Origin of the sequence: Aeromonas sp. R10-2 (genome assembly GCF_040908445.1) — a bacterium.
GTDB lineage: Bacteria > Pseudomonadota > Gammaproteobacteria > Enterobacterales > Aeromonadaceae > Aeromonas > Aeromonas veronii.
In genome coordinates this window covers 22,155-46,375 of the sequence record NZ_JBFODS010000098.1, presented here as the reverse complement: position 1 = coordinate 46,375, position 24,221 = coordinate 22,155, and the positions used below count along the sequence as shown (strand labels likewise).

At 61.0% G+C, this 24,221-nt stretch carries 22 protein-coding genes; 9 read left to right on the top strand and 13 right to left on the bottom strand.

Annotation, left to right across the window (positions count from 1 at the left end):
* Positions 1-56 precede the first annotated feature (56 nt).
* The 4 genes from AB5Y97_RS19125 (at position 57) to AB5Y97_RS19110 (ending at position 4,281) form a co-directional block, all read left to right on the top strand.
* On the top strand, positions 57-227 hold the full coding sequence (locus tag AB5Y97_RS19125; RefSeq protein ID WP_005341999.1) for a hypothetical protein: 171 nt from the start codon (positions 57-59) through the stop codon (positions 225-227).
* A gap of 125 nt (positions 228-352) precedes the next feature.
* The gene (rarD, locus tag AB5Y97_RS19120) at positions 353-1,249 is read left to right on the top strand and encodes an EamA family transporter RarD (protein ID WP_201988077.1); all 897 of its coding nucleotides are present in this window, start codon (positions 353-355) and stop codon (positions 1,247-1,249) included.
* A gap of 180 nt (positions 1,250-1,429) precedes the next feature.
* A complete protein-coding gene (locus AB5Y97_RS19115) occupies positions 1,430-3,049 on the top strand; it encodes a methyl-accepting chemotaxis protein (protein ID WP_368158780.1) in 1,620 nt (539 codons plus the stop codon).
* A 122-nt stretch (positions 3,050-3,171) separates the two neighbouring features.
* Positions 3,172-4,281 carry a YeeE/YedE thiosulfate transporter family protein gene (locus AB5Y97_RS19110; protein ID WP_240533661.1) on the top strand — a complete coding sequence of 370 codons (1,110 nt, stop codon included), beginning with the start codon at positions 3,172-3,174 and terminating at the stop codon, positions 4,279-4,281.
* 79 nt (positions 4,282-4,360) lie between these two features.
* On the opposite strand, the gene ompA is transcribed toward AB5Y97_RS19110, so the two are convergent.
* From ompA to ilvG, 6 genes are all read right to left on the bottom strand, one after another.
* The gene (gene ompA, locus AB5Y97_RS19105; protein WP_368158778.1) at positions 4,361-5,500 is read right to left on the bottom strand and encodes a porin OmpA; all 1,140 of its coding nucleotides are present in this window, start codon (positions 5,498-5,500) and stop codon (positions 4,361-4,363) included.
* Positions 5,501-5,802: 302 nt separating this feature from the next.
* Positions 5,803-7,323 carry a threonine ammonia-lyase, biosynthetic gene (gene ilvA, locus AB5Y97_RS19100; protein ID WP_368158776.1) on the bottom strand — a complete coding sequence of 507 codons (1,521 nt, stop codon included), beginning with the start codon at positions 7,321-7,323 and terminating at the stop codon, positions 5,803-5,805.
* Positions 7,324-7,326: 3 nt separating this feature from the next.
* Positions 7,327-9,168 (bottom strand): dihydroxy-acid dehydratase, encoded by a 1,842-nt coding sequence (gene ilvD / locus AB5Y97_RS19095; protein ID WP_368158774.1) that lies wholly within the window; start codon positions 9,166-9,168, stop codon positions 7,327-7,329.
* A 143-nt stretch (positions 9,169-9,311) separates the two neighbouring features.
* The gene (locus AB5Y97_RS19090; protein WP_368158772.1) at positions 9,312-10,256 is read right to left on the bottom strand and encodes a branched-chain amino acid transaminase; all 945 of its coding nucleotides are present in this window, start codon (positions 10,254-10,256) and stop codon (positions 9,312-9,314) included.
* Between the two features lie 12 nt (positions 10,257-10,268).
* Complete coding sequence (gene ilvM, locus AB5Y97_RS19085) at positions 10,269-10,547, bottom strand: acetolactate synthase 2 small subunit (protein WP_005342011.1); 279 nt, start codon at positions 10,545-10,547, stop codon at positions 10,269-10,271.
* The gene (gene ilvG, locus AB5Y97_RS19080) at positions 10,544-12,190 is read right to left on the bottom strand and encodes an acetolactate synthase 2 catalytic subunit (RefSeq protein WP_201947301.1); all 1,647 of its coding nucleotides are present in this window, start codon (positions 12,188-12,190) and stop codon (positions 10,544-10,546) included. The genes ilvM and ilvG overlap by 4 nt, the downstream gene beginning before the upstream one ends.
* Before the next feature lie 384 nt (positions 12,191-12,574).
* On the opposite strand from ilvG, the gene AB5Y97_RS19075 reads away from it, so the two are divergent.
* From AB5Y97_RS19075 to AB5Y97_RS19065, 3 genes are all read left to right on the top strand, one after another.
* Complete coding sequence (locus AB5Y97_RS19075; protein WP_201947299.1) at positions 12,575-14,089, top strand: YifB family Mg chelatase-like AAA ATPase; 1,515 nt, start codon at positions 12,575-12,577, stop codon at positions 14,087-14,089.
* A 128-nt stretch (positions 14,090-14,217) separates the two neighbouring features.
* The gene (locus AB5Y97_RS19070) at positions 14,218-15,117 is read left to right on the top strand and encodes an acyltransferase (RefSeq protein ID WP_043823224.1); all 900 of its coding nucleotides are present in this window, start codon (positions 14,218-14,220) and stop codon (positions 15,115-15,117) included.
* Positions 15,118-15,123: 6 nt separating this feature from the next.
* Entirely contained in the window at positions 15,124-16,089 is a 966-nt protein-coding gene (locus tag AB5Y97_RS19065; protein ID WP_201947297.1) for an acyltransferase, read from the top strand.
* On the opposite strand, the gene AB5Y97_RS19060 is transcribed toward AB5Y97_RS19065, so the two are convergent.
* Both AB5Y97_RS19060 and AB5Y97_RS19055 read right to left on the bottom strand, forming a co-directional pair.
* Positions 16,014-16,520 (bottom strand): DUF523 domain-containing protein, encoded by a 507-nt coding sequence (locus AB5Y97_RS19060; protein WP_201947295.1) that lies wholly within the window; start codon positions 16,518-16,520, stop codon positions 16,014-16,016. The two genes, AB5Y97_RS19065 and AB5Y97_RS19060, sit on opposite strands and share 76 nt — an antisense overlap.
* The gene (locus AB5Y97_RS19055; protein ID WP_005339607.1) at positions 16,517-17,167 is read right to left on the bottom strand and encodes a DNA mismatch repair protein MutT; all 651 of its coding nucleotides are present in this window, start codon (positions 17,165-17,167) and stop codon (positions 16,517-16,519) included. Before AB5Y97_RS19055 ends, AB5Y97_RS19060 begins: the two co-directional genes overlap by 4 nt.
* A 74-nt stretch (positions 17,168-17,241) precedes the next feature.
* Here AB5Y97_RS19055 and AB5Y97_RS19050 point away from each other — a divergent pair, with 74 nt between their 5' ends.
* Together AB5Y97_RS19050 and pncB are read left to right on the top strand one after the other, a co-directional pair.
* On the top strand, positions 17,242-17,877 hold the full coding sequence (locus AB5Y97_RS19050) for a nicotinamidase (protein WP_005357452.1): 636 nt from the start codon (positions 17,242-17,244) through the stop codon (positions 17,875-17,877).
* A 101-nt stretch (positions 17,878-17,978) separates the two neighbouring features.
* Complete coding sequence (pncB, locus tag AB5Y97_RS19045) at positions 17,979-19,157, top strand: nicotinate phosphoribosyltransferase (RefSeq protein ID WP_368158769.1); 1,179 nt, start codon at positions 17,979-17,981, stop codon at positions 19,155-19,157.
* Between the two features lie 72 nt (positions 19,158-19,229).
* Here the strand turns inward: pncB and AB5Y97_RS19040 are convergent, their stop codons facing one another.
* From AB5Y97_RS19040 to AB5Y97_RS19020, 5 genes are all read right to left on the bottom strand, one after another.
* The gene (locus AB5Y97_RS19040) at positions 19,230-19,838 is read right to left on the bottom strand and encodes a thiol:disulfide interchange protein DsbA/DsbL (protein ID WP_075116070.1); all 609 of its coding nucleotides are present in this window, start codon (positions 19,836-19,838) and stop codon (positions 19,230-19,232) included.
* Between the two features lie 229 nt (positions 19,839-20,067).
* A complete protein-coding gene (locus AB5Y97_RS19035; protein ID WP_040067643.1) occupies positions 20,068-21,057 on the bottom strand; it encodes a serine/threonine protein kinase in 990 nt (329 codons plus the stop codon).
* Positions 21,058-21,160: 103 nt separating this feature from the next.
* Positions 21,161-22,612, bottom strand: coding sequence for a cytochrome c oxidase accessory protein CcoG (gene ccoG / locus AB5Y97_RS19030; RefSeq protein ID WP_005356121.1), 1,452 nt, complete (start codon positions 22,610-22,612; stop codon positions 21,161-21,163).
* 155 nt (positions 22,613-22,767) lie between these two features.
* Positions 22,768-23,031 (bottom strand): YihD family protein, encoded by a 264-nt coding sequence (locus tag AB5Y97_RS19025; RefSeq protein WP_005339598.1) that lies wholly within the window; start codon positions 23,029-23,031, stop codon positions 22,768-22,770.
* A 30-nt stretch (positions 23,032-23,061) separates the two neighbouring features.
* Positions 23,062-24,216, bottom strand: coding sequence for a diguanylate cyclase (locus tag AB5Y97_RS19020; RefSeq protein ID WP_368158767.1), 1,155 nt, complete (start codon positions 24,214-24,216; stop codon positions 23,062-23,064).
* Positions 24,217-24,221 lie beyond the last annotated feature (5 nt).

The following is a 24,221-nucleotide window of genomic DNA, read 5'->3' as shown; positions in this document are numbered from 1 at the left end:
CCGGGCTCAATCCTTATAATGATAAAAAAGCCAACATGTTAAATATAAAGACAAAAATGCTATTTTTTCTGGGAAGCGTACTTTTTCTGGTGATCGGTTTGCCCCTGCTGTTCTTCGTGCTGGGGCACGGCGAGGCCTACGTGACCTGGGGCCCCTGGATCTCCGCCATCGCCCTGATGTTGTGGTTGTTGATGGACGTCGACAAGATCCGCCGCGGTAAAGGTTGATCGGCCAGCAACACACCTCCTTTCCCTCAAACTTCGCTTATTCGCTTCTTTCCCCGCAAAAGGATCGCTACACTGATTTTTTGCGATGTTTTCCCGCATCCAACGCTTCAGTAAAGGTCATCCGCATGCCGCAACAGATCCAGCGTCAGGGCGTCATCTACGCCCTGTGCGCCTATACCCTTTGGGGCATAGCCCCCATCTATTTCAAGACCATCTCTGCCGTCCCGGCCGCCGAGATCCTGACACACAGGATGATCTGGTCCTGCGTGCTGCTGATGGTACTGACCCTGGCAGGGCGCCAGTGGCACAAGGTGCAGGCGGTGCTGCGCCAGCCAAAAGTGTTGCTCACCCTGGCGTTTACCTCGGTTACCGTCGGCGGCAACTGGCTGCTGTTCATCTGGGCCATCAACAACGGTCACATGTTGGATGCCAGCCTCGGCTACTACATCAACCCATTGTTCAATGTACTGTTGGGAATGGTGTTTCTGAGCGAGAAGCTGCGCCGCCTGCAGTGGTGGGCAGTGGCGCTGGCCTTTGCCGGGGTGGCGATCCAGCTTATCGCCTTTGGCTCCTTGCCCTGGATTGCGCTGGTGCTGGCGTCGAGCTTTGCCATCTATGGGCTGGTGCGCAAAAAACTGGCCCTCGATGCCCTCACCGGTCTGCTGATCGAAACCATGATCATGCTGCCGCCAGCGGCCATCTATCTGTGGGGCTTTGCCGACAGCCCCACCAGCCATCTCACCCAGAACGACTGGCACCTCAACCTGCTGCTGATCGCCGCAGGCGCCGTCACCACGGCCCCCCTGCTCTGCTTCACCGCCGCCGCGACCAGGCTCAAGCTCTCCACCCTGGGCTTCTTCCAGTACATAGGCCCCAGCCTGATGTTCATCCTCGCGGTCACCCTCTATGGGGAAGCGCTGGCGATAGACAAATTGCTCACCTTTGCCTGCATCTGGAGTGCGCTGGTGCTGTTCAGTCTGGATGGGCTGCGCAGCGGCAAAGCCGCGCCAAGCCGAACCTGACACCGCCTCACCACCATCGACCCCGGCTCATCAGCCGGGGTTCTTTTTCGTGCCACCAGTGACCTTCAGACTGCGACTTCCCCTTCTCCATAGCCGACTCGCCATCAACAGACCACATCCGAGTCTCACTATCCCGCCAGAGAGCTATGCTATCCATGAACGGAGCCGAATGGAGGCAACATGCTCAAGCACATTCACGACAGATCCCTGCTTTTTGGTCAGATTCTGGGGATCATGGTCATTATCACGCTGATCTCCATCAGCTTTTTCGGGCTTTACTCGGTCCGGAGCGCAGCCGATCAGATGGGACAGGGGAAGGATGTGGTAGCCGATATTCTGCCGCCGCCCCTCTACCTCATCGAATCCCAGTTGCAGGTCTACACCCTGCTCCATGCCAAACCGGAAGAGCGGGAGGCCCTGCTGCAAACCCTCGCCCGACTGCAGCAAGAGTTCGAGAGCCGTAACCGCTTCTGGCAAGAGAGCAGCCTGAACGAGCCCCTCAGGGAGCTGCTGCTGGGGGAGCAAAAAGTGCAGGGGGAGCTGTTCTGGCAGTTGCTCAACGACAAGTTTGTCCCCGCCATCAAGGCGGGGGATCTGGCGCAGGCGGGCGCGATTGCGGCGCGCCTGCACACCCTCTATAACGCCCACCGGCTAGGGGTGGACGCCACCGTCATCCGCGGCAACGAGTATGCCGCCGAGCAGATGGCCCATCTCGCCAACACCACCCGACTCTGCTACGGCCTGCTGTTGTGCGCCGCACTGCTAGGGGCCGGACTCATCTTCTGGCTGGGACGCCCCACCCAACAGCGGCTGCTGGCCGCTGGCAAGGCGACCGCCGCCATCGCCGAAGGGGAGTTGAACCGCCCCATGCCGGAGCCGGGCCTTGATGCCATCGGCGAGCTGATCCGCCAGATCGGGGCCATGCGTGACCAACTGGCAACCCTGGTGGAGTCGCTGCAGCGCAGCGCCAGTACGCTGGATGATCGCGCCACCAGCCTGACCGCCATGGCACAACGGCACACCGATGACAGTCAGGCGCAGGTCGGGGCAGCCCACCATATCGAACAGGCCATCGAACAGCTCACCCACTCCATTGAACAGGCGGGTAGCCAGCTGCATCAGGTAGGGGAGCAAACCCTCCAGTCAGCAGAGCGGGCACAAGAGGCGACACTCGCCATCCACACCGTGGAACAGGTGATCGGGGAACAAGTCACGGGAGTGAAGCAGGTCTCCCATACCATTTCGGATCTGGCTGGCCTCTCGCAGCAGATTGCCGGGCTGGCAGGCGCCATTCACGATATTGCGGAGCAGACCAATTTGCTGGCGCTGAACGCCGCCATTGAAGCGGCGCGGGCAGGTGAACAAGGGCGCGGTTTTGCCGTGGTAGCCGATGAAGTGCGCTCGCTGGCGACCCGCACCGGCAGCGCCACCACCGAGATCAACACCATCATCGGCAAGATCCAGGATGTCAGCCTGCGCGCCGCCAGCGAGATGGATACCGAGCTGGCCCGGGTCGAACAGGCGGTCACTCACACGATGACAGCGCGCCAGAGCGTCGCCCGGATCGCGCAGAGCTGCGAGGAGATCAACCAGCGCATCGCTCAGGTCGATCAGTTGATGAGCGATGAGACCCGGCTGGTGCAGGGGATCCACCATCAGGTCGGCGAGATGTCGCGGTTGGCGGCCGAGGCCAACCAGAGCGCCAGTCAGGCCGCCGAAGAGGCGACCATGGTCGCCCAGCACGCCCGTATCCTGACCAGACAGACTCACCACTTCCATCTCGATACCACCCGCCATTGATCCCCGGCGCTGACGGGAGTCAGCGCTCCCCTTTTTCTCTGCACTGGTTAAATGGGTAGCATTAGACTCCATGAGGGAATAGGATCCGCCCCTCTGAAAACCAACTGCAAGGATCAACTGACATGACTCGAAAATGGTCGCTCCCCATCGTGGTAATCGCGGGGGGAGCGTTACTCTGGCTTGGCAACACCTTTGGTATGAAATGGGCTCTGATGGCCCTGATCGGATTCGGCTTCGGCTTCACCCTCTCCTTCAGTCGCTTCGGCATCGTATTCGGTTGGCGCGAAATGCTGACCAAGCGCAACAGCTACTACGTGCGGGTTCACCTGCTCACCATCACCATCGAAATTCTGCTGTTCACCACCTTCCTCTCCTTTAGTCACGCCCTGTTTGGCGATGCCATGGTGGGTAACGTGATGGCTATCGGCATTCCTTTCATCGTCGGTGCCTTCCTGTTCGGCATCGGCATGCAGCTGGCTGGCGTCTGCGCCACCGGCACTCTTTACTGCTGCGGCGAGGGGCAACCCCGCTTCTGGCTGGTGCTGATCTGCTACGGCATCGGCACCCTCATCAGCAACCAGTTCCGCCCCGAACTGGAGGCCACCTTCTCCAGCCATGTGGTATTGGCCCGGGATCTGACCGGCAATATCTGGAGCGGCATGCTGCTCAATCTGGCGCTGGTCGCCGCGCTGTTCCTGCTGTTTCGCAACAGCGAACTCAAGCGCACCGGCGAGCTCAAGCCCCTCTTCAGCGGCGGCAATCTGTTCTGGCGCGATGGCCGCTTCACCGTGCTGACCGGCGGCATCATCATCGCCCTGCTTAACTCGTCCGTGGTCGCTCTGCACGGCTCGGCCTGGACCATCACCGGCGCCGTCTATGACATGGCGCTGCGCGGTGCCTCCCTGTTTGGCCTGTTCGAGGGGAACCCGAAACTGGCCCAGCCGCTCTTTATCAACCCCATGGTCGGCATGTTCTGGCTCGGTATTCTGGGGGCCATGCTGGCGCGCTGTTTGAGCGGTGGCGGCACCTTCGCCCCGATGCGGATCGGCAACAGTCTGGCCTCCATCATCGGCGGCCTGTTGATGGGGATGGGCGCCATGTACGCCGCCTGCAACCTCGGCGGCTTTTTCGATGGCACCGCCTCTGGCAGCCTGCACGGCTGGGTCTGGATGCTGATGGCCCTCGCTGGCAGCCTGATCGGCATTCGCCTGCGCCCGCTGTTCGGGCTCTGAGGCTCGACATCGTAAACACCCCATAAGAAACGGGAGGCCAAGCCTCCCGTTTTTACATTTATTGCTCCCGTCGCTCTGCTTATTGGACAGGCTGGGAAACCCCTTCCAGATGGATTTCCACCCGGCGATCCGGTGCCAGACAGGCAATCAGCTCCTGCTTGGAGCGGCTGGCGCAGTTGTTGCCAGTAACCGGATTGGCCTTGCCACGACCCTCGACCCGTACCTTGTCGGCATACAAGCCTTTGGATACCAGATAGCTGGCCACGCTCTGGGCCCGCTTCTCGGAGAGGGCCAGGTTGTAGTTGTCGGAACCGATGCGGTCGGTATAACCGATGACAGTTGCGACACCATCTTTCGGATTGGCCGCCACAATCTGGCTGAACAGGGCATCGAGCGCCTGATTGGCAGCCGGTTTCAGGGTCGCCTTGTTGAACTCGAACAGCACATCGGAACTCAGACTGAAGGTCTTGGGCTCAACCACGGCTACAGGTGCCGGTTCGGCTGCCGGAGCGGGCGCCGGTGCAGCGACCTCGCCACCTTGCTGACCGAAGCGATAGAGCATGCCAACAGAGAGCAGACCATTATCCATCTCTATACCGGAACGATCTTCAGATGTACTGCCCAACGGGGTGGTGTATTGGTATTCAAGGCGAGCAGCCCAGTCTTTGTCGATGGCATATTCAACACCAAGTGCACCAACAAACGCAGCGCCATGGTATTTGTGTCCATTATTGTCAAATGACACATCGTTGGCTGGGGTAGCGGAATCTTTATACCAACCAGAATAAGAGCTCTCAGTCCAGGCATACGCGCCGCCCAAGCGACCATAGACATCCAATACAGATATAGCAGGGAAACTAATCTTCATGGTGGCCTGTATCATTTGTGCTTTAGCTTCACCGTGCAACCCGGCAGACAGGGTTCCCAAGGACGCAGTTTTATCAAGCTGATACTTACCAAGCCAGTCATAACCCAACTCAAAACCCAAGTTCTGATTAAGCTGATAGCCGACAAAACCACCCAAACCGAGATCACTTTGTTTATCACTGGGTGATACAAAATCGACTACATCCTTAACTTGTTGGTTGTAATCAACGCCATAGTAATTGGACCAACCGGCCTTGCCACCGACATACCAGGTATTGTCCTGAGCGGCGGCCTGCACGGCTCCGGCCGCCAGCAAACCACTGACCAATACGGCAAGCATGGATTTATTCATATTTTCGCCTCTGCAATAAGTCGTTATGGGCGCCTGAGTGCGCACTTTCCCTGTGTGAAGCCGTCAGGCGGCCTCTCCGATATTCAGGGTATCCCATCCGAACGCAGCCTCAAATGACCAAGCCATCAGGAGTGTGAGCTTGCCAGCAATATCCGGCGTAAAAATCACCTGTGTACCTATTCACACTGTTTTGCCAGTTAAACCATGACCTTGCGTCGTACGGAGTGGACCTATCCGCACGCAGCAATAGAAAAGGGAGGCATAATGCCTCCCTCCTGATAAGTTGTTGAAGCCCCCCTTGATCAACTGGCCAGGAACAGCCGGTAGGCGGGGTCGTCGCTCACCTCTTTCCAGCCGTAGCCAATCTCGCGCAGGTAGTCGTGGAAGGCGGCCACGTCCTCGTCCGGCAGCTCGAAGGCGCAGAGCACCCGGCCGTAGTCGGCACCGTGGTTGCGGTAGTGGAACAGGCTGATGTTCCAGCGACAGCCCAAGGTCTCGAGGAAGCGCATCAGGGCACCCGGCTGCTCCGGAAACTTGAAGCTGTAGAGACGTTCACCAAGGGGCCGGGCCGGGCGGCCGCCAATCATATAGCGCACATGATTCTTGGCCAGCTCGCTCTCGGTCATGTTGACCACCGGATAGCCGTTGCCGCCGAGCTGATCGATGATCTGGCCCAGCTCTTCATCACCACCGGTGAGGCGCACCGAGACGAACAGCGACGCCTGCTCGGCATCGGCGTAGCGATAGTTGAACTCGGTCACCATGCGCGGCCCGAGCTGACGGCAGAAGTCGAGGAAGGCCCCCTTGCGCTCGGGGATGGTCACCGCCAGCATGCCCTCGCGCTTCTCGCCAATCTCGCAGCGCTCCGACACATAGCGCAGGCTGTGGAAGTTGACGTTGGCGCCGGACAGAATGGCCGCCATCCTCCCCCCTTTCACCTGCTCCCGCTCGCTGTAGGCCTTGAGGCCAGCCAGCGACAGGGCCCCCGACGGCTCGGCAATGGCGCGGCAGTCGTCGAAGATATCTTTCAACGCGGCGCAGATCTGGTCGTTGGAGACGGTCACCACCTCGTCCAGATACTGGTTGCAGAGGCGGAAGGTCTCCTCACCGATGCGCTTGACCGCCACCCCGTCGGCAAACAGCGAGACCCGCTCCAGATTGACCGGCTCGCCCGCTGCCATGGCCGCCTTGAGGCAGGCTGAGCCTTCCGCTTCCACCCCGATCACCTTCACATCCGGCAGCAGCTGTTTGATATAGACCGCCACCCCGGCGGCCAGACCGCCGCCACCTACCGGCACGAAGACGTGGGTGAGGTGAATGTCCTGATCCAGCAGCTCCTTGCCGATGGTGCCCTGCCCGGCGATCACCTCGACGTCATCAAACGGCGGGATCAGGGTGTAGCCCTCCAGTTCGGCGAGGCGGCGGCTCTCGGCATAGGCCTCGTCAAAGCTGTTGCCAAACAGCATGACGTTGCCGCCCTGCCGGCGCACCGCATCGATCTTGATGTCCGGCGTGGTCTTGGGCATCACGATGATCGCCTTGATACCGAGCTTGGCGGCCGACAGGGCGACCCCCTGCGCGTGGTTACCTGCAGAGGCGGCGATAACGCCGCGCGCTTTCTGCTCCTCGGTCAGGGTGGCGATCTTGTGGTAGGCGCCGCGCAGCTTGAAGGAGTGGACCGGTTGCAGATCCTCCCGCTTCAGGCTGACGTGGTTGCCGAGCCGCTCGGAGAGTTTCTTCAGGGTTTGCAAGGGGGTGACCCGCGCCGCCTCGTAGACGGGGGAGAGCAACACCTTGCGTAGATAATCCGCCGCAGAGACCATGATTTATTCCCCCAGCATTGAGCGATCGCGCACCGCGCCTTTATCGGCGCTGGTGGCGAACATGGCGTAGGCGCGCAGGGCAAAGGAGACCTGACGCTGACGATCGAGCGGCTTCCAGCCCCGAGCCTCGACGGCAACGCGGCGGGCAGCCAGCACGCTGTCGGCCACCTCCAGCACCATGCTGCGGGCCGGGATGTTGATGCTGATGATGTCGCCATCCTCCACCAGACCTATGGTGCCGCCGGAAGCAGCCTCCGGCGAGACGTGACCGATGGAGAGACCCGAGGTACCGCCGGAGAAGCGGCCATCGGTGATCAGGGCACACGCCTTGCCGAGCCCCATAGATTTCAGATAGGTTGTGGGGTAGAGCATCTCCTGCATGCCCGGCCCCCCTTTCGGCCCTTCGTAGCGGATCACCACTACTTCGCCTGCTTTCACGGTACCATCGAGGATACCGTTCACCGCGCTCTCCTGACTCTCGAATACCCGGGCCGGGCCACGGAAGGTGAGGTTCTCCTCATCCACGCCTGCGGTCTTGACGATGGCGCCATTGACCGCGAGGTTGCCGGAAAGCACGGCGAGGCCACCCTCCTGGCTATAGGCGTTATCCAGCGAGCGGATGCACCCTTCGACTCTGTCCAGATCCAACTCCGGCCAGCGGCAATCCTGACTGAACGCCTTGGTGGTGCGGATGCCGGCCGGGCCTGCGCGGTAGAAGTCCACCACCTCCTGACTCGGCTGACGGCTGACATCATATTCATCGAGCTGCTCGACAAGGGAGCAACCCAGCACGGTACGGGTATCCCCATGCACCAGACCCGCTTTTTCCAGCTGGCCCAGAATGGCGACCACGCCACCGGCACGGTGCACATCTTCCATATGGTATTTCTGGGTGGAGGGTGCCACCTTGCAGAGCTGTGGCACCTTGCGCGACATGCGGTCGATATCGGCCATGGTGAAGTCGACACCTGCCTCCTGCGCCGCCGCCAGCAGGTGCAGCACGGTATTGGTAGAGCCGCCCATGGCGATATCGAGCGCCATGGCATTCTCAAACGCCGCCTTGGTGGCGATGTTGCGCGGCAGTGCCGAGGCATCGTCCTGCTCATACCAGCGCTTGGCCAGCGTCACGATGCGCTGACCCGCCAGCTTGAACAGCTGCTCGCGATCGGCGTGAGTCGCCAGCATGGAGCCGTTGCCCGGCTGGGAGAGGCCGAGCGCCTCGGTCAGGCAGTTCATGGAGTTGGCGGTAAACATGCCGGAGCAGGAACCGCAGGTGGGGCAGGCGCTGCGCTCCACCTGTTCGCTCTGGGAATCAGACACCTTGGGATCGGCACCCTGGATCATGGCGTCCACCAGATCCAGCTTGATGATCTGGTCGGAGAGCTTGGTCTTGCCCGCTTCCATCGGGCCGCCGGAGACGAAGATCACCGGGATGTTGATGCGCAGGGCCGCCATCAGCATCCCCGGGGTGATCTTGTCGCAGTTGGAGATGCAGACCATGGCGTCGGCGCAGTGGGCGTTGACCATATACTCCACCGAATCGGCAATCAGCTCCCGCGATGGCAAGGAATAAAGCATGCCGCCGTGGCCCATGGCGATGCCGTCATCCACAGCGATGGTGTTGAACTCTTTGGCAACGCCCCCCGCGGCTTCGATCTCGCGCGCCACCAGCTGGCCCAGATCCTTGAGGTGGACGTGGCCCGGCACGAACTGAGTGAAGGAGTTGACCACGGCGATGATGGGTTTGCCGAAATCCTGATCGGTCATTCCGGTGGCACGCCACAGGGCGCGGGCCCCGGCCATGTTACGTCCGTGGGTGGTGGTGGCGGATCTCAACTTCGGCATGTCTCTACTCCCTGAATGCCCATATGGGCTCGATGCGTTATGCGGTGATGATACGAGTGGATCGGAATCGATCCTGGTGAAGACTCCTCAGGGAAGCGCTCACCGGAAGCGACTCGGGGAGGCATGACGCCTCCCCTCTCTCATCAGTCGTTGACGGGCGTCAGCCAGCCCCACTTGTCCTCGGTCTGGCCGTTAAACAGGCCGAAGAAGGCGTTTTGCAGCTGCTCTGTCACCAGGCCACGGCTGCCAGCGCCCACCTTCATCCGATCGACGGAGCGCACCGGGGCCACCTCGGCGGCGGTGCCGGTCATGAAGATCTCGTCCGCCACATAGAGCGCCTCGCGAGGCAGCGCCTGCTCGCGCACCTCGTAACCCAAGTCACGCGCGAGCGTCATGATGGTGTCGCGGGTGATGCCGGGCAGGATGGCAGCGGTAGCGGGCGGGGTGAACAGTACGCCGTTCTTCACCAGAAACAGATTCTCCCCCGCCCCTTCGCTCAGATAGCCGTTCACATCCAGCGCCAGCCCTTCGGCGAAGCCGTTGCGCTTGGCTTCGCGGCTGATCAGCTGGGATGACAAATAGTTGCCGCCCGCCTTGGCACCGGTGGGAATGGTGTTGGGAGCGAGCCGGTTCCACGAGGTGACACAGACATCCACCCCGTTTTTCAATCCCTCTTCCCCCAGATAGGCGCCCCACGGCAGGGCCGCCACCATCAGGTCAGCCTTGGCATCCAGCGGCGGATGCAGCCCCAGCCCCACGTTGCCGACAAAGGCCAGCGGGCGCAGGTAGCCGCTCTTCAGGCCGTTCTCGCGCACCACGGTGCGGCAGGCTTCATTCACTTCGGACTCGCTGTAGGGGACGTCCATCCAGTAGATCTTGGCGGAGTCGAACAGGCGGCGGGTGTGCTCCTGCAGACGGAAGATGCAGGTGCCTTTGGGGGTATCGTAGGCACGCACACCCTCAAACACCGAGGAGCCGTAGTGCAGGGCGTGGCTCATCACGTGCACCTGAGCATCCTGCCAGGGCACCAGTGTGCCGTTGAACCAGATGTATTGCGGGTGAGTGGCGGATTGGGAAGGCTGTGACATTGGCTTGGCTCCTTAAGCTCTGATCCGGGGTTGCTGTTCCAGTGCATCGACCCGGGAGACGTCCACCAGCTTCACCAGCTGGCTCCACAACTGCTGGATGGGACGCACCGACTCGACAGTAACCGTGATCCGCAGCTGTTGGCAATCCTGCTCCATGTTCAGAGCGCAGAGATTGAAGCCGCGGTGGCGCACCACCCGCAGCACCCGTTCCATCACTTCGGGTCTGGGCTGGGCGTGGATATGCAGGGTGTGTTGTGCAAATGCTGGTTGTGCAAGGGTGTGCGGGTTCATGGGCGTTGCTCCATCATCTGGTGGTTGGCGACTCCCGGCGGAACCAGGGGCCAGACGTTTTCTTCCTCTGAAATAGCCACATGCAGCAGATAGGCGCCTTCGCACTCAAGCAGACGATCGAGGGCGCCGGCTATCTGCTCCTTGCATGTGATGGTCTCGCCCGGAATGCCGAAGGCGGCAGCCAGGGCGACGAAATCGGGGTTGTCGGAGAGGATGGTCTCGCTGTAGCGGCCGTCGAAGAACAGCTCCTGCCACTGGCGCACCATGCCGAGGCGCTGGTTATCCAGCAGCACCATCTTCACCTTGAGCTGGGCCCGGCGGATGGTGCCGAGCTCCTGCACGTTCATCATGAAAGAGCCATCACCGCTCACCAGCACCACTTCATCCTCCGGGCGCGACATCTTGGCGCCGATGGCGGCGGGCAAACCAAACCCCATGGTGCCGAGACCGGCGCTGGAGAGGTGGTTGCGCGGGCTGGTGAAGCGCATATGCTGGGCCACCCACATCTGATGCTGACCCACGTCGCAGGCCACCACACTGCTCTCCGACAACTTGGCAGAAAGCTGCTTGAGCAGGGCCGGGGCGTAGATGGCCTGACCCGGGTGGTCGTAGCGAAATGCATATTCGCGGGCCATGTTCGCGCAGTGTTCACGCCAGGGGGCGATGGAGAGGGGCATTGCAAGGCGCGGCAGCACCTGTTTGAGATCCGTGGTGATCCCCACCTCGGCGGCGCGGCGCTTGCCGAACTCGGCAGCGTCCACATCGAGATGGATCACTTTCGCCTCGGGGGCAAACTCCTCCAGCTTGCCGGTCACCCGATCATCGAAACGGGCGCCCACTACCAGCAGCAAGTCGCACTGCTGCACCGCATAGTTGGCCGCCTTGGTGCCGTGCATGCCGAGCATGCCGAGGTAGACGGGGCTGTCGGGGTCAAGCGCGCCGATCCCCTTGAGGGTGGTGACCGCAGGCATGCCGGTGACGGCGGCAAAGTCGCGCAGCTGCTGCTCGGCATTGGCCATGCCCACTCCACCACCGACGTAGAGCACCGGACGCTCGGCTGCGGCCAGCAGGGTGCGGGCTGCGGCCAGATCCGAGGGGTTGAGCACCTCCGGCTCTTCCACTGCAAACAGCGGGCTCTGGGCAGGCACCGCGGCCAGTTGCACATCCTTGGGGAGATCGATCAGCACAGGGCCGGGGCGACCTTCGGTGGCGATGGCGAAAGCTTCTGCCAGCACACGCCCCAGATCGGCGGCATCGGTCACCATGAAGGAGTGCTTGGTACAGGAGAGGGACATGCCGAGCACGTCGACCTCCTGAAACGCATCGGTGCCGATGGCGGAACAGGGCACCTGACCGCTGATGGCCACCAGCGGCACCGAATCGAGCAGCGCCTCTGCCAGACCGGTCACCAGATTGGTGGCGCCGGGGCCGGAAGTAGCGATGCAGACCCCCACCTGACCGGAGGCGCGAGCATAACCGACCGCGGCCATGGCGGCACCCTGCTCGTGGCGGCAGAGCTGATGGGCCAGACCACCGTCATACAGAGAATCGTAGACCGGCATGATGGCCCCGCCCGGGTAACCAAACACCTGGGTCACACCCTGTTTCTTGAGAGCCTGTACCAAAAACTGCGCGCCATTCATGTGGAAAATCCTGTCCTTTGGTCGAAAAAAAACCCCCGAGCTGTGAGGCTCGGGGGTCGCTTGTTTCGTTCTGTCCGGTGGTGGGTCTATCCCTTGTTCCGTGCAGCTAAACGAGCCCCGAGCGGTGAGATAATAATCACCACTAGGACCACAATAATGCTGACGAAACGGGAGGCCATGTTCATAGTTACAACCGGAAATCCTGTGAAATTGGGGCGGTTTCTACCGCGAATGGCTATTAGAACTAGCACGGTGATTTTTATTGGGCAAGCCTTTTTTCTGTGACAACCCACTGATTTTGGCTATTCCTCAGCCGGAACTTTGGAATAAAAAACCAACAATAAGCAGTTAGTCAGAACATATATCAACTCAAGGACGGGATTTATGTCATTAGCTGTGGTTTATAGCCGTGCCAGCCTCGGGATCGCGGCCCCGCAAGTTACAGTGGAAGTTCACCTCTCCAACGGCCTGCCCGCCTTCAACATGGTCGGCCTGCCGGAAACCTCGGTGAAGGAGTCGCGGGATCGGGTCCGCAGTGCCCTGCTCAACGGCAACTTCGAGTTCCCGAGCAAACACATCACCGTCAATCTGGCCCCCGCCGACCTGCCCAAGGAGGGGGGCCGCTTCGATCTGGCCATCGCTATCGGCATTCTCGCTGCTTCCAAACAAATACCCGCAAAATACCTGCTCGATCACGAATTTTTGGGGGAGTTGGCCCTGACCGGAGAGATCCGCCCTGTGCTCGGGGTGCTGCCCGCCGTGCTCGCCTGCCGGGATGCGGGGCGCACTCTGCTGGTACCGCGGGAGAACGGCCCCGAAGCGTCCCTCATTCAGGATGCCGAAGTGCGCACCGCCCACCAGTTGCTGGCCGTCACCGCCTGGCTGGCAGGCCAGTACGAACTGCCCCTGCCGGCCCCCCAAAGCGCGGAGAACCTGCCCGATGTGCCGGACCTGCAGGATGTGATCGGCCAGTCACAGGCCAAGCGGGCGCTGGAGATCGCCGCCGCCGGCAGTCACAACCTGCTGTTCATCGGCCCGCCAGGCACCGGCAAGAGCATGCTGGCGAGCCGTCTGCCCGGCATCTTACCGCCGCTGAGCGAGCAGGAAGCGCAGCAGACCGCCGCCATCCACTCCATCGGCGGCCTCACACCGCGCGCCGGTCACTGGCACCACAGACCCTATCGCACGCCCCACCACAGTGCCTCCGCAGTGGCGCTGGTGGGTGGTGGCAGCCACCCGCGGCCCGGCGAAATTTCGCTGGCCCACAACGGGGTGCTGTTTCTCGACGAGCTGCCCGAATTCGAGCGCAAGGTGCTCGACTCCCTGCGCGAGCCGCTGGAGACGGGCCACATCACCATCAGTCGGGCCGCCCGTCAGGTGGATTTTCCCGCTCGCTTCCAGCTGGTCGGCGCCATGAACCCCAGCCCCTGCGGCCACTATGGCGATGGCCAGACCCGCTCCAGCCCGGATCAGATCCTGCGCTACCTCGGCAAACTCTCCGGCCCCTTTCTCGACCGCTTTGACCTGACGGTGGAGGTGCCACTGCTGCCCAAGGGGAGCCTGACCGGCAAGGCAGAGCGGGGGGAGTCTAGCCAGCAGATCCGCGATCGGGTACTGGCGGCGCGTGAGCGCATGCTAAGCCGCAATGGCAAACTCAACAATCTACTGGATAGCCGTGAGATAGAGGATATTTGCCGCTTATCGGCGCAAGATGCCGAATTTTTGGAGAACGCCATCCAGAAGCTGGGGCTCAGCATCCGGGCCTGGCATCGCATCCTGCGGGTGTCACGCACCATCGCAGATCTGGCCGGGCAACCCGCCATCGGCAAGGAGCATCTTATCGAGGCGCTCGGTTATCGCGCCATGGACAGGCTGCTGTCGCGACTGCGCAGCAGCTGACAGGAGGGAAAAGGGTGAGTCCAACCCCCGTAACGGCTCTGAATGGTCTCACGGGCAATCGGCTGATATTATGGCCACAGATCTGACCACTTGATGGCCCTTTATCGACAGCAAGACGGACCCGACTCATGCCCAACAAGCTGACAGAGCGACTGCGCGGCAGCCTCTCCACCCTGCTCTATTTTTTCAACACCCTCTTCTGGTTTGTCCCCATCTTCTCGCTGGGTCTGCTCAAGCTCCTGCTCCCCCTCAAGGGGTGGCGCACCCTCTGCAACTGGCTGCTGGATGGCTGTGCCAGCTGCTGGATCGGTTTCAACAATCTGATCCAGAAAACCATCATCAAAACCCCTTTCGAGGTGGTCGGAGTGGACAAAGGGCGCCGGAATGAGTGGTATATGGTGATTGCCAACCATCAATCCTGGGTCGACATACTGGTACTGCAGCGGGTTTTTAACCAAAAAATCCCCTTCCTGAAGTTTTTCCTCAAGAAAGAGCTGATTTGGGTACCTTTTCTCGGTCTGGCATGGTGGGCGCTCGACTTCCCCTTCATGCGGCGATATTCCAGAAAATTTCTGGAAAAACATCCCCATCTGAAGGGAAAAGACATTGAAACGACCCGTAAGGCCTGCGCCAGGTTCCGCCACATTCCGGTGAGTGTGATGAACTTCGTCGAAGGCACCCGCTTCACCGGCAGCAAGCATCAGAAGCAGGGCTCGCCCTATCGTCATCTGCTGCTCCCGAAAGCGGGGGGCATCGCCTTTACTCTGGCCGCTATGGGTGATCAGTTGCATCAACTGGTGGATGTCACCATCGCCTATCCGGACGGCATCCCCAGCTACTGGGACTTCATGTGTGGCCGGGTCGGGCAAATCAAGGTTCAGGTCCGCTATTTGCCGATCGACCGCAAGCTGGTGGGGGATTACTTCAATGACCCCGAGTTCCAACAAGAGTTTCAACAGTGGTTGAACGGGATCTGGCACGAAAAGGACCAGACCCTGAGCCAACTGCTGGCAACCAAGGCGCAGTAAACATTCATGCTATCCCTGCTTCCCGGCCCGCTGGTGCTGATCATCAGCGCCGGCCTGACCATCCTTTTCACCGCCTTGTGCGCCAGCCTGATCCTGCTGGTGTCGCTGGCCAAACTGCTGCTGCCGATCCCGGCCTTTGGCCGCGCCTGCAGCCGCCTCAACAACCGCTTCATGCGCCTGTGGCTGGCCTGCAATGCGCTGGTGATCCGCCTCACCACCCGCATCGACTGGCAGGTGGAGGACAGCACCAAGCTGCGCAAGGATGGCTGGTATCTCATCATCAGCAACCATATGAGCTGGACCGATATCGTGGTGCTCGGCCACCTGTTCCGCGACCGGCTGCCGGTGCCCAAGTTCTTTATGAAGCACGAGCTGATCTATATCCCGCTGTTGGGGCTCGCCTGCTGGGGGCTCGATATGCCCTTTATGCGTCGCTACTCACGGGAGTTTTTGCTGAAGAACCCGCACCTGCGCGGCAAGGATATCGAGACCACCCGCAACGCCTGCGAGAAGTTTCGCCACATCCCCACTACCGTCATCAACTTCGTGGAAGGAACCCGCTTCACCGAGCAGAAACGGGATGCGGCCCGCTCCCGCTATCGTCACCTGATGCCGCCCAAGGCGGCGGGGCTGGCCTTTACGCTGGCAGCCATGGGCGAACAGTTCGACAGCCTGATCAACGTCACCATCCGCTATCCGGACAACTCCGAGACCCCGTTCAAGGACTTCCTGATGGGGCGGGTAAAACGCATTCAGGTGCGGATTGAGGAGCTGCCGGTGAATGAGCAGCTGATAGGAGATTACTTCAACGACAAGCAGTTCAAGCGCGGTTTTCAGGAGTGGCTAAACCAGCGCTGGCAGGAGAAGGACGAGGTGCTGGAGGGGTGGCAGAGCGGTCAGGCGCCGCTGCCGGTTGCCGCCAAATCCGGGGAGGAATCCAAAGAGAGCGCAGAAGCCAACTCGACCAACTGATCTTCGGAAAAAACGGCAATCCCGTGGCGGCGCAGCAGGGCGGTGGTCTTGCCCTCGCCCGCCACAGAAATGCCCTCAAAGCGGCCGTTATAGATACGGCCGCTGCCACATGAGGGGCTCCCCTCTTTCAGCAGCGCAAAGCGAATGCCCTGCGCCTGACAAATAGCCAACGCCAGCTCGGCGCCGCGATCAAACTCTTCAGTCACATCCAGCCCGCTCGCCGTCACTACACGCTCGCCCTGCCGCTCGGCAGGAGGACGCGGGGTCGGCAGACCGCCCGCCACTTCGGGGCAGAAGGCCAGCGCCCGCCCCTCGGCACCCAGCGCACTCAGCCAGTCGCTGACAATCCCCTTGCTCTGACCGTCGTAACGCACCGGCTGACCCAGCAAGCAGGCACTCACCAGCACCTTGTGCACGCCGGTCTCACTCATGCTTCCGCTCCATGCATCACCTGATCGAACATCACGCAGCAGGGGCTCTCCAGCCGATAGAGGATGGCGGGACGCTGTTTGCCGGTACGCTTGCGACCGGTATCCACCAGAATGTCGGCGCGATGGATCCGCTTGCGAAATGCCGCCGTATTCATGGGTGTTTGCAGGATGATTTCGAAGGCGCGCTGCACCTCGGAGAGGGTGAACTCGGGCCCCAGCAGTTGCAGCGGCAGGGTGCTGTAGCGGCTCTTGATCCGCAGCCGCTCCAGCCCCTTGGCGATGAGCTGGACATGGTCGAAGGCGAGGCTCAGCCCCGGCAGGTTGGCGAGCGGATGCCAGCAGCCGTGGATCGCCTCCACTTCCGGATCGACCAGACAGAGATAGACCAGGGTCGTGGACCAGCCGCGGGGATCCCGCTCCAGATTGCCGAGGGTGCAGACCTGCTCGCTGTAGCAGTGACCGAGCCCCCACTCCGCCAGCAGACGGCGCTGGGCGGCATCCAGATCCCGATCCCGGGTCTCGTCGATGCGCAGCGCCGGCAGTTGCCAGCAGTGGGCAAAGGGGGGGCGATCGCGGGTCTCGAGGAGCAGCTCGAGCCGCTCCTCATGCAACCGCAGCACCACCATATCCAGACTCATTCTCAGCATGCCGATCGCCCTGCTCGCCTTCCATTAATGTTTGGTAGATAATATCACACGAATAGTATGTGCAGGAGCCAATCATGGGAACCGTCGCCAGCCTGGATATTGATGCGCAGAAGGGCTTTACCCCCCTCTGCCCGAACGAACTGCCCGTCGCGGGCGGTGATGATATTGTGGCTGCGCTAAACGCTCAGGCCACCCTCGCCACGCTGCGGATCGGCAGCAAGGACTCTCACCCCGCCAATGCCGACTGGGCCGTTTCTGACCCCGCAGGCATGCTGTTGCCGCTGGACCTGCCCAACGCAGACCTCACCTGGCCGGTGCACTGCGTTCCGGGCAGCAAGGGCTTCGAGCTGCTCGACGGCCTGCCCGCCCCCATCGACTATGACTTCTTCGTCTGGAAGGGGGTCGAACCGGATCTCCATCCCTACGGCACCTGCTTCCACGACCTGGCTGAACGGCGCAGCACCGGACTCATCGAATTCCTGCAAGCCCGCAAGGTCGATACCGTACTGGTCGGCGGCCTCGCCACCGACTACTGTGTCAAAACCAGCGTGCTGCAACTGCGCCGCGCCGGTTTCCGGGTGATCGTCCATCTCGATGCCTGCCGTGGCATCGCCCCCGCGACGGTTGCCAGCGCCCACACCCAGATGATTGAGGCAGGGGCCGAACTGGCCCAGACCCTGATCGATGTACAACGCCTGCTGGACGCCTGATATGCCACCGATTCTTACCAGCCTGCTCGACACCGATGCCTGCACGTTACATATGCGGCAGGGGAGCACCATCGTGCTCACCAGTCTGCGAGGAGCCTGATATGCCTCCAATCCTCACCAGCCTGCTCGACACCGATGCCTACAAGCTGCATATGCAGCAGGCGGTGTTCCATCGCTATCCGGATGCCGAGGTGGTAGCCGAGTTTCACAGCCGCAATGAAGAGGATCTGCTGCCCATGATGGGGCAGATCGAGGAGCAACTGCGCCTCGCCGGATCCCTGCGACTGACCAAGCCAGAGCTCGATTTTCTGGCCGAACGTCCCTTCTTCACTCCTGACTACCTCGACCACCTGCGCCGCAAGCCACTCGACGCCTCGCTGCTCAAAGTGTTCGAGCAGGATGGCCGCATCAATGTGCGGGTCGAGGGCCCCTGGCAGGATGTGATCCTGTGGGAAATCCCGGTGCTCGCCATCATCAGCGAGATGCGCAACCGCTTCCGCTACCCCCAGTTCGGCGTCAGCCACGCGCTGGAGCGGCTCGATCAGAAGATCGACAAGCTGGAGAAGGAGCTGAGCCACGACGAGATGAGCGAGTTCAACCTCATCGACTTCGGCACCCGCCGCCGCTTCTCTCACGCGGTACAGGATGCGGTAGTGGGTCGTCTCAAGGAGCGGCTGCCGGCGTTTCGCGGCACCAGCAACTACATGCTGGCCCAGAAGTACAAGCTGCCCGCGGTCGGCACCCAGGCCCATGAGTGGTTCCAGGCGCACCAGCAGCTCGGCTTCCCGCTGGAGCACAGCCAGCGCGCTGCCCTCACCAGCTGGCTGGACGAGTTCACCGACCATCTCGGTATCGCCCTGACCGACTGCATCACCATGGATGCCTTCCTGCGGGACTTCGACTTCGAGCTGGCCAGCAGCTATCAGGGCTTGCGTCACGACTCCGGCGATCCCGTGGTGTGGGGCGAGAAGGCGATCAGCCACTATCAGCGCCTTGGCATCGACCCCACCGACAAGACCCTGGTCTTCTCCGACGGGCTCAATCTCGACAAGGCGGTGCAGCTGTTCCGTCACTTCCGTGGCCGCATCAACACCAGTTTCGGCATCGGCACCAAGCTCACCTGCGATCTGCCCGGCGTCAGCCCGATGAACATCGTCTTCAAGCTGATCGAGTGCAATGGCGGCCCGGTTGCCAAGATCTCCGATAGCCCGGGCAAGACCCTCTGCCGGGATGCGGAGTTTATCCGCAACCTCAAACAGGCGTTCCACGTCGGGGTCTGATCTTTCCGAGCACCAGAAAACAAAAAGCCCGCCGGTTCGCACCGGCGGGCTTTTTTATCGACTCAAGGGGTATCAGTCTTTCTTGGCCAGCAGGAACTGCACCAGCTTGTTGAACTGCTCTTGAGAGGTGATGGATTCAATCTTCACCATGTACTTGCCGTTCACCAGGAAGGCCGGTACACCGCGAATGTTGTAGCTCTCGGTGTTGCGATCGAACTGGGAGACCATGCCGGAGACGGCGAAGCTGTCGACGGCGCCGTCGAACTCTTCAGCCGGTACGCCGTTGTCCACGAAGATCTTCTTCACATCGTCACGGCTCATCGGCGGCTGACGTTGGGTGTGGATCTTGGTGAAGATGGCCGGAGTCAGCTTGGCTTCGGCGTTGAGCAGGCTGGCAACGGCATAAGCACGCTGCATCTCGGGGCCCATTTCGCGGCCGAGGAAAGCAACCGGGTTCTTCTTGAGGGGCACACCCTCTGGCAACCCGGCCTTCAACTGTTCAACGATCGGTTCGAAGGTAGCGCAGTGCGGGCAGTAGTAGGAGAAAAACTCCATCACTTCCGGCTGGGCAGTGCCAGTCTGTTTGACCACATCGTAGTTGACGCCTTCCTTGAACTCGGGGGCGGCGTGAACCATGGGGATCATCAGCATGGCAGCAAGGAAAAATAGAACTTTTTTCATGATGTTTCCTGTTAAGGGGTCACTGTGAGGCACGCCCGGCGAACCGAAGCAGTGCCAAGCCTATTGTTTCGCCATGCTGACGTCAATGGTCAGGGCCGGAGATCGAGTCCCCCTTGCCGCACAAGATCCCTTCTATTTCACCAGTTTGGCATCAGGCTCAACGGCGGTGCCTTCAGTACTTCCAGCTGATCGTGCCAAAGGTGGGGCTATCTGCTGGCCGCCGGATAAGTTACCACCCCGGCATAAGGCTCAACGGTGGCGCCTTGAGTGCCTCCAGCTGATCGTGCAGTGTCGCTATCTGTTGACGCCAGTAGTGATCGGTATTGAACCAGGGGAAGTGACGGGGGAAGGCGGGATCTTCCCAGCGCCGCGCCAGCCAGGCCATGTAGTGAACGATGCGCATCGCCCGCAGCGGCTCGATCAGCGCCAGCTCCCGCGAGTCGAACTCCATAAACTCCTCGTAGCCCGCCAGCAGGGTATCGAGCTGGATCTGCTGCTCATGGCGCTCGCCGCTGAGCATCATCCAGAGATCCTGAATCGCGGGGCCGGTACGGCAATCATCGAGGTCGACAAACATGGGGCCATCGCGCCAGAGGATGTTGCCCGGGTGGCAGTCGCCATGCAGGGAGATCTGCGCCACATCCAGGGTCATGGCGTCGCTGACATGCTTGATCAGCTCGTCGAGTACCCCGAAGAATTGCTTCGCCAGCCCGCTTGGCAGCCACTCGCCAGACGCCAGCAGCTGACGCGGTTCATGCAGCATGCTCTCCACATCGAGCCGCACCCGATGGTGAAACGGCTTGCTGGCGCCGATCTGATGAATGCGACCGAGGAAACGCCCCACCCACTCCAGCTGATCGAGGTTATCCACCTCGAACTGGCGGCCACCGACGCTCTGCCAGATGGCAAAGGGGTAGCCCTCGTGCTCCAGCAGGGTCTCGCCCGCGAAGGCGAGCGGTGCGGCGACCGGGATCTCAGCCTCCGCGAGACGGGTGGCAAACTCGTGCTCCTCGAGGATCTGGGCCCGGCTCCAGCGGCCGGGACGGTAGAACTTCACCACATAGCGGCGACGATCCTCATCCTGAAACTGGTAGACCCGGTTTTCGTAGCTGTTGAGCTCGATAAGGCCGGAGTCGAGCCGCAGGCCACTGAGATCGAGCGCATCCATGATGAGGTCGGGATTGAGGTCGGAATAGTTGAAACGCATGTCATCCACCATAAGAAAGGGGCGCCGTTGCGCCCCATTCTATCACTACTGCCCGCCATTGCCGTGCTCGCTGGTGACCGGACTGGTGTCACGCCCGGCCCGCAGCCACACACAGTTACAACCGGCTGATAAACTTGCTGCCCTGGCGCAGGTTGCCCTTGCTGTCATCGGGCGCCGCCCCCTCCCGTTTCAGCACGAACTGGATATCCAGCGCCGGCCGTTTCAGGTTGTAGGGATCGACCGCCAGACTGACCGGCAGGGTGTAGATCTCGCCCGCCTTCAGGGTCACTTCACGGGGGCCGAACCACTGATACTCGGGCAAGCCCTCCACATCAAGCTGGTAGGTCTGGGACTGCAGGGTCTTGTTGAGGATCTTGAGGGTGTAGGTGTTCTCGATAAGCCCCTCGCTGTTTTCGCGGAACAGCTGGTTGCGATCCCGCAGGATATCGAGCCCCATCGGCATGATGGACATGGCGTTGTAGACAAAGACCCCCAGCATCACCGCCATCACCAGCCCGTAACCGATCAACTTGGGCCGCGCTACATGGGTGGAGTCGTTGGCCAGCTTGTGCTCTGTGGTGTAGCTGATAAGCCCTTTCGGATAACCCATACGTTCCATGGTCTGGTCGCAGGCATCGACGCAGGCACCGCAGTTGATGCACTCGTACTGCAGGCCGTCGCGAATATCGATACCGGTCGGGCAGACCTGCACGCAAAGATCGCAGTCGATACAGTCACCCAGCCCCATCGCCTTGGGATCTGCCTTGCGGGAGCGGGCGCCACGGGTCTCGCCACGCTTGGTGTCATAGCCGACGATGAAGGTGTCCTTGTCGAACATGGCGGACTGGAAGCGGGCATAGGGGCACATGTGGATACACATGATGGCACGCATCCAGCCTGCATTGCCGTAGGTGATGATGGTGAAGAAGAGCACCCAGAACAGCACCCATCCGCTAGCCTGCAGGGTGAAGAGGTCTGGCACCAGTTCAGTCACATCCTGGAAGTAGGCGACGAAGGTCAGGCCGGTCACCAGCGAGATCGCCAGCCAGGCCAGATGCTTGGCACCCTTGCGGGCCAGCTTCTCGCCGCTCCAGGGCGCCTCGTCCAGCTTGCGCCGCTTGTTGGCGGGCCCTTCCAGCTTCTCTTCAAACCAGATGAACATGAAGGTCCAGACCGTCTGTGGGCAGAGATAGCCACACCAGACCCGACCGAGGAAAGTGGTAATAAAGAAGAGTCCGAAGGCGGCGATCATGAAGAGCCAGGCGAGCAGGGTCAGATCCTGCGGCCAGATGGTGGCGCCAAAGATATGGAACTGCTGGTGACCGAGGTCGAACAGCACCGCCTGTCGCCCGTCGTAACGCAGCCAGGGCAGCAGCACGAACAGCGCCACAAAGAACCAGCCCATGGCCTTGCGCATCCGCTGCCAATACCCTTTCTGGGCCCGCACATAGATGCGGTTGCCCGGGTTGAATCTGTCGTCGCTGGCTTTGAACGTATTGGGGTTGAAAGTCCCGGTTACGCCCTTGTCGGTGACGTCCTTGATATCGATTTTATCGTGGTCGGCCATTGCAAGACATCGCTCCCTTATTTGTTATGGAGCGGATTATATCTTAAACAGCATGCTAATTGTGTGGATTAGATGTATCTAATATTGGGGTTGGATCGCAATTTTCGGCAACAAAAAAGCGCATCACCCCGAGGTGATGCGCTTCCGCTAAAGATTCACTTGATTCCGCGCGCCTTGAGCAGCGCCTCTTTGAAATCGGGCACATGATCCTTAGCCAGACCGGGGATCATCGCCTGCTTGTCGGATTCCCGCATTTTGAGGTGATAGATCAGCATGTCGTCGGTCAGCTCGGACAGAGGCCCTTCAAATCCCGCTTCTTGGGCCAGTTTGGCAACAAACTGCACCAGGCTGAGATCCTGTTCCTTGATCCAGGCAGGCTGCAACAACTCCAGCAGCTCTTCGATACGATGACATTGCATAGACAACCTCTTTAATCTGTCACGTTAAATTCAGGCAACCTTACCCATCAAGGCTACTTCGATTCGATCCCGCCCATTATGCTTGGCCTGATAGAGTGCCGCATCCGCTTTTTGGATCAAATCGGCGATTTTCATGCTGTTGTCCGGTATCAGTGTCGCAACACCAAAACTACATGTGACCCGACCGGAGACCAGTGACTTCTGGTGCGGGATGGCCAGCTCCTTGAGCGCCTGCCGCACATTGTCCGCCACCTGCAACGCCCCCTGCATGCCGGTGCAGGGCAGCAGCAGGGCAAACTCTTCGCCGCCATAACGGGCCGCCAGATCATCCTCGCGCCGCTCCACCTCGGCCAGCAGCCCCGCCACCTGTTGCAGGCAGTCATCCCCCAGCTGATGGCCGTAGAGATCGTTGAACTGCTTGAAGTAATCCACATCCACCAGCACCAGCGACAACGGCGCCCGGGCGCGATGGCAGCGCCGCCAGGCCCGCTCCAGAGAGTCGTCGAGATGGGCACGGTTGGCGATGCCGGTCAGGCCATCGAGGCGGGAGGTGAGACGCAAATGCTCGGAGACCGCCTTCAGTTCGGCCACCAGTTCGGCGTTGGAGAAACGGTGGTGGAGCGAGGCGATCTGATCCCGCCGCATCCGGCGCAACAGGGTCGGCAGAAAGACAAACAGATAGCCCGCCAGCATGCAGGAGACAATCCGCTCCTGCTCGTTGCCATTGCCCAGCTCGAACAGCATCGCCATGCCCAGCGGCAGGGCGGAACCATAGAGGGTGCGGCGGCTGCCAAACAGCATGATGGCGCTGCCGGTAAGAATGAGGCTGGAGAGCATCATCATGGCGGCCCGGTAGGTATCGGGCAGCTTGTCCATGTAGAGCAGCACCCCGAGGGCCCAGATGATGGAGGTAGTGGTGGCTCCGATAAAGAGCTCCCGCTCCAGCACCGGCAACGGAGTCTGGTGCAGGCGGGCTCGGCGCCAGCGCAGGTGCCAGCCCCGACCCAGCAGCCACAGGAAAGTGCCTGCCAGCCAACCGAGCGCTTCGATGGCGGGTAGATAGTCGTGAAACAGCAGACTCCAGCCAAATGCCAACACGCCCAAACAGGGGAGACTGAACGATGCATGGGTATAGAGCTGGGCCATAATGGCCTGCTTAACCTGGCGTGTCACACTCTGGGTCAACTGAG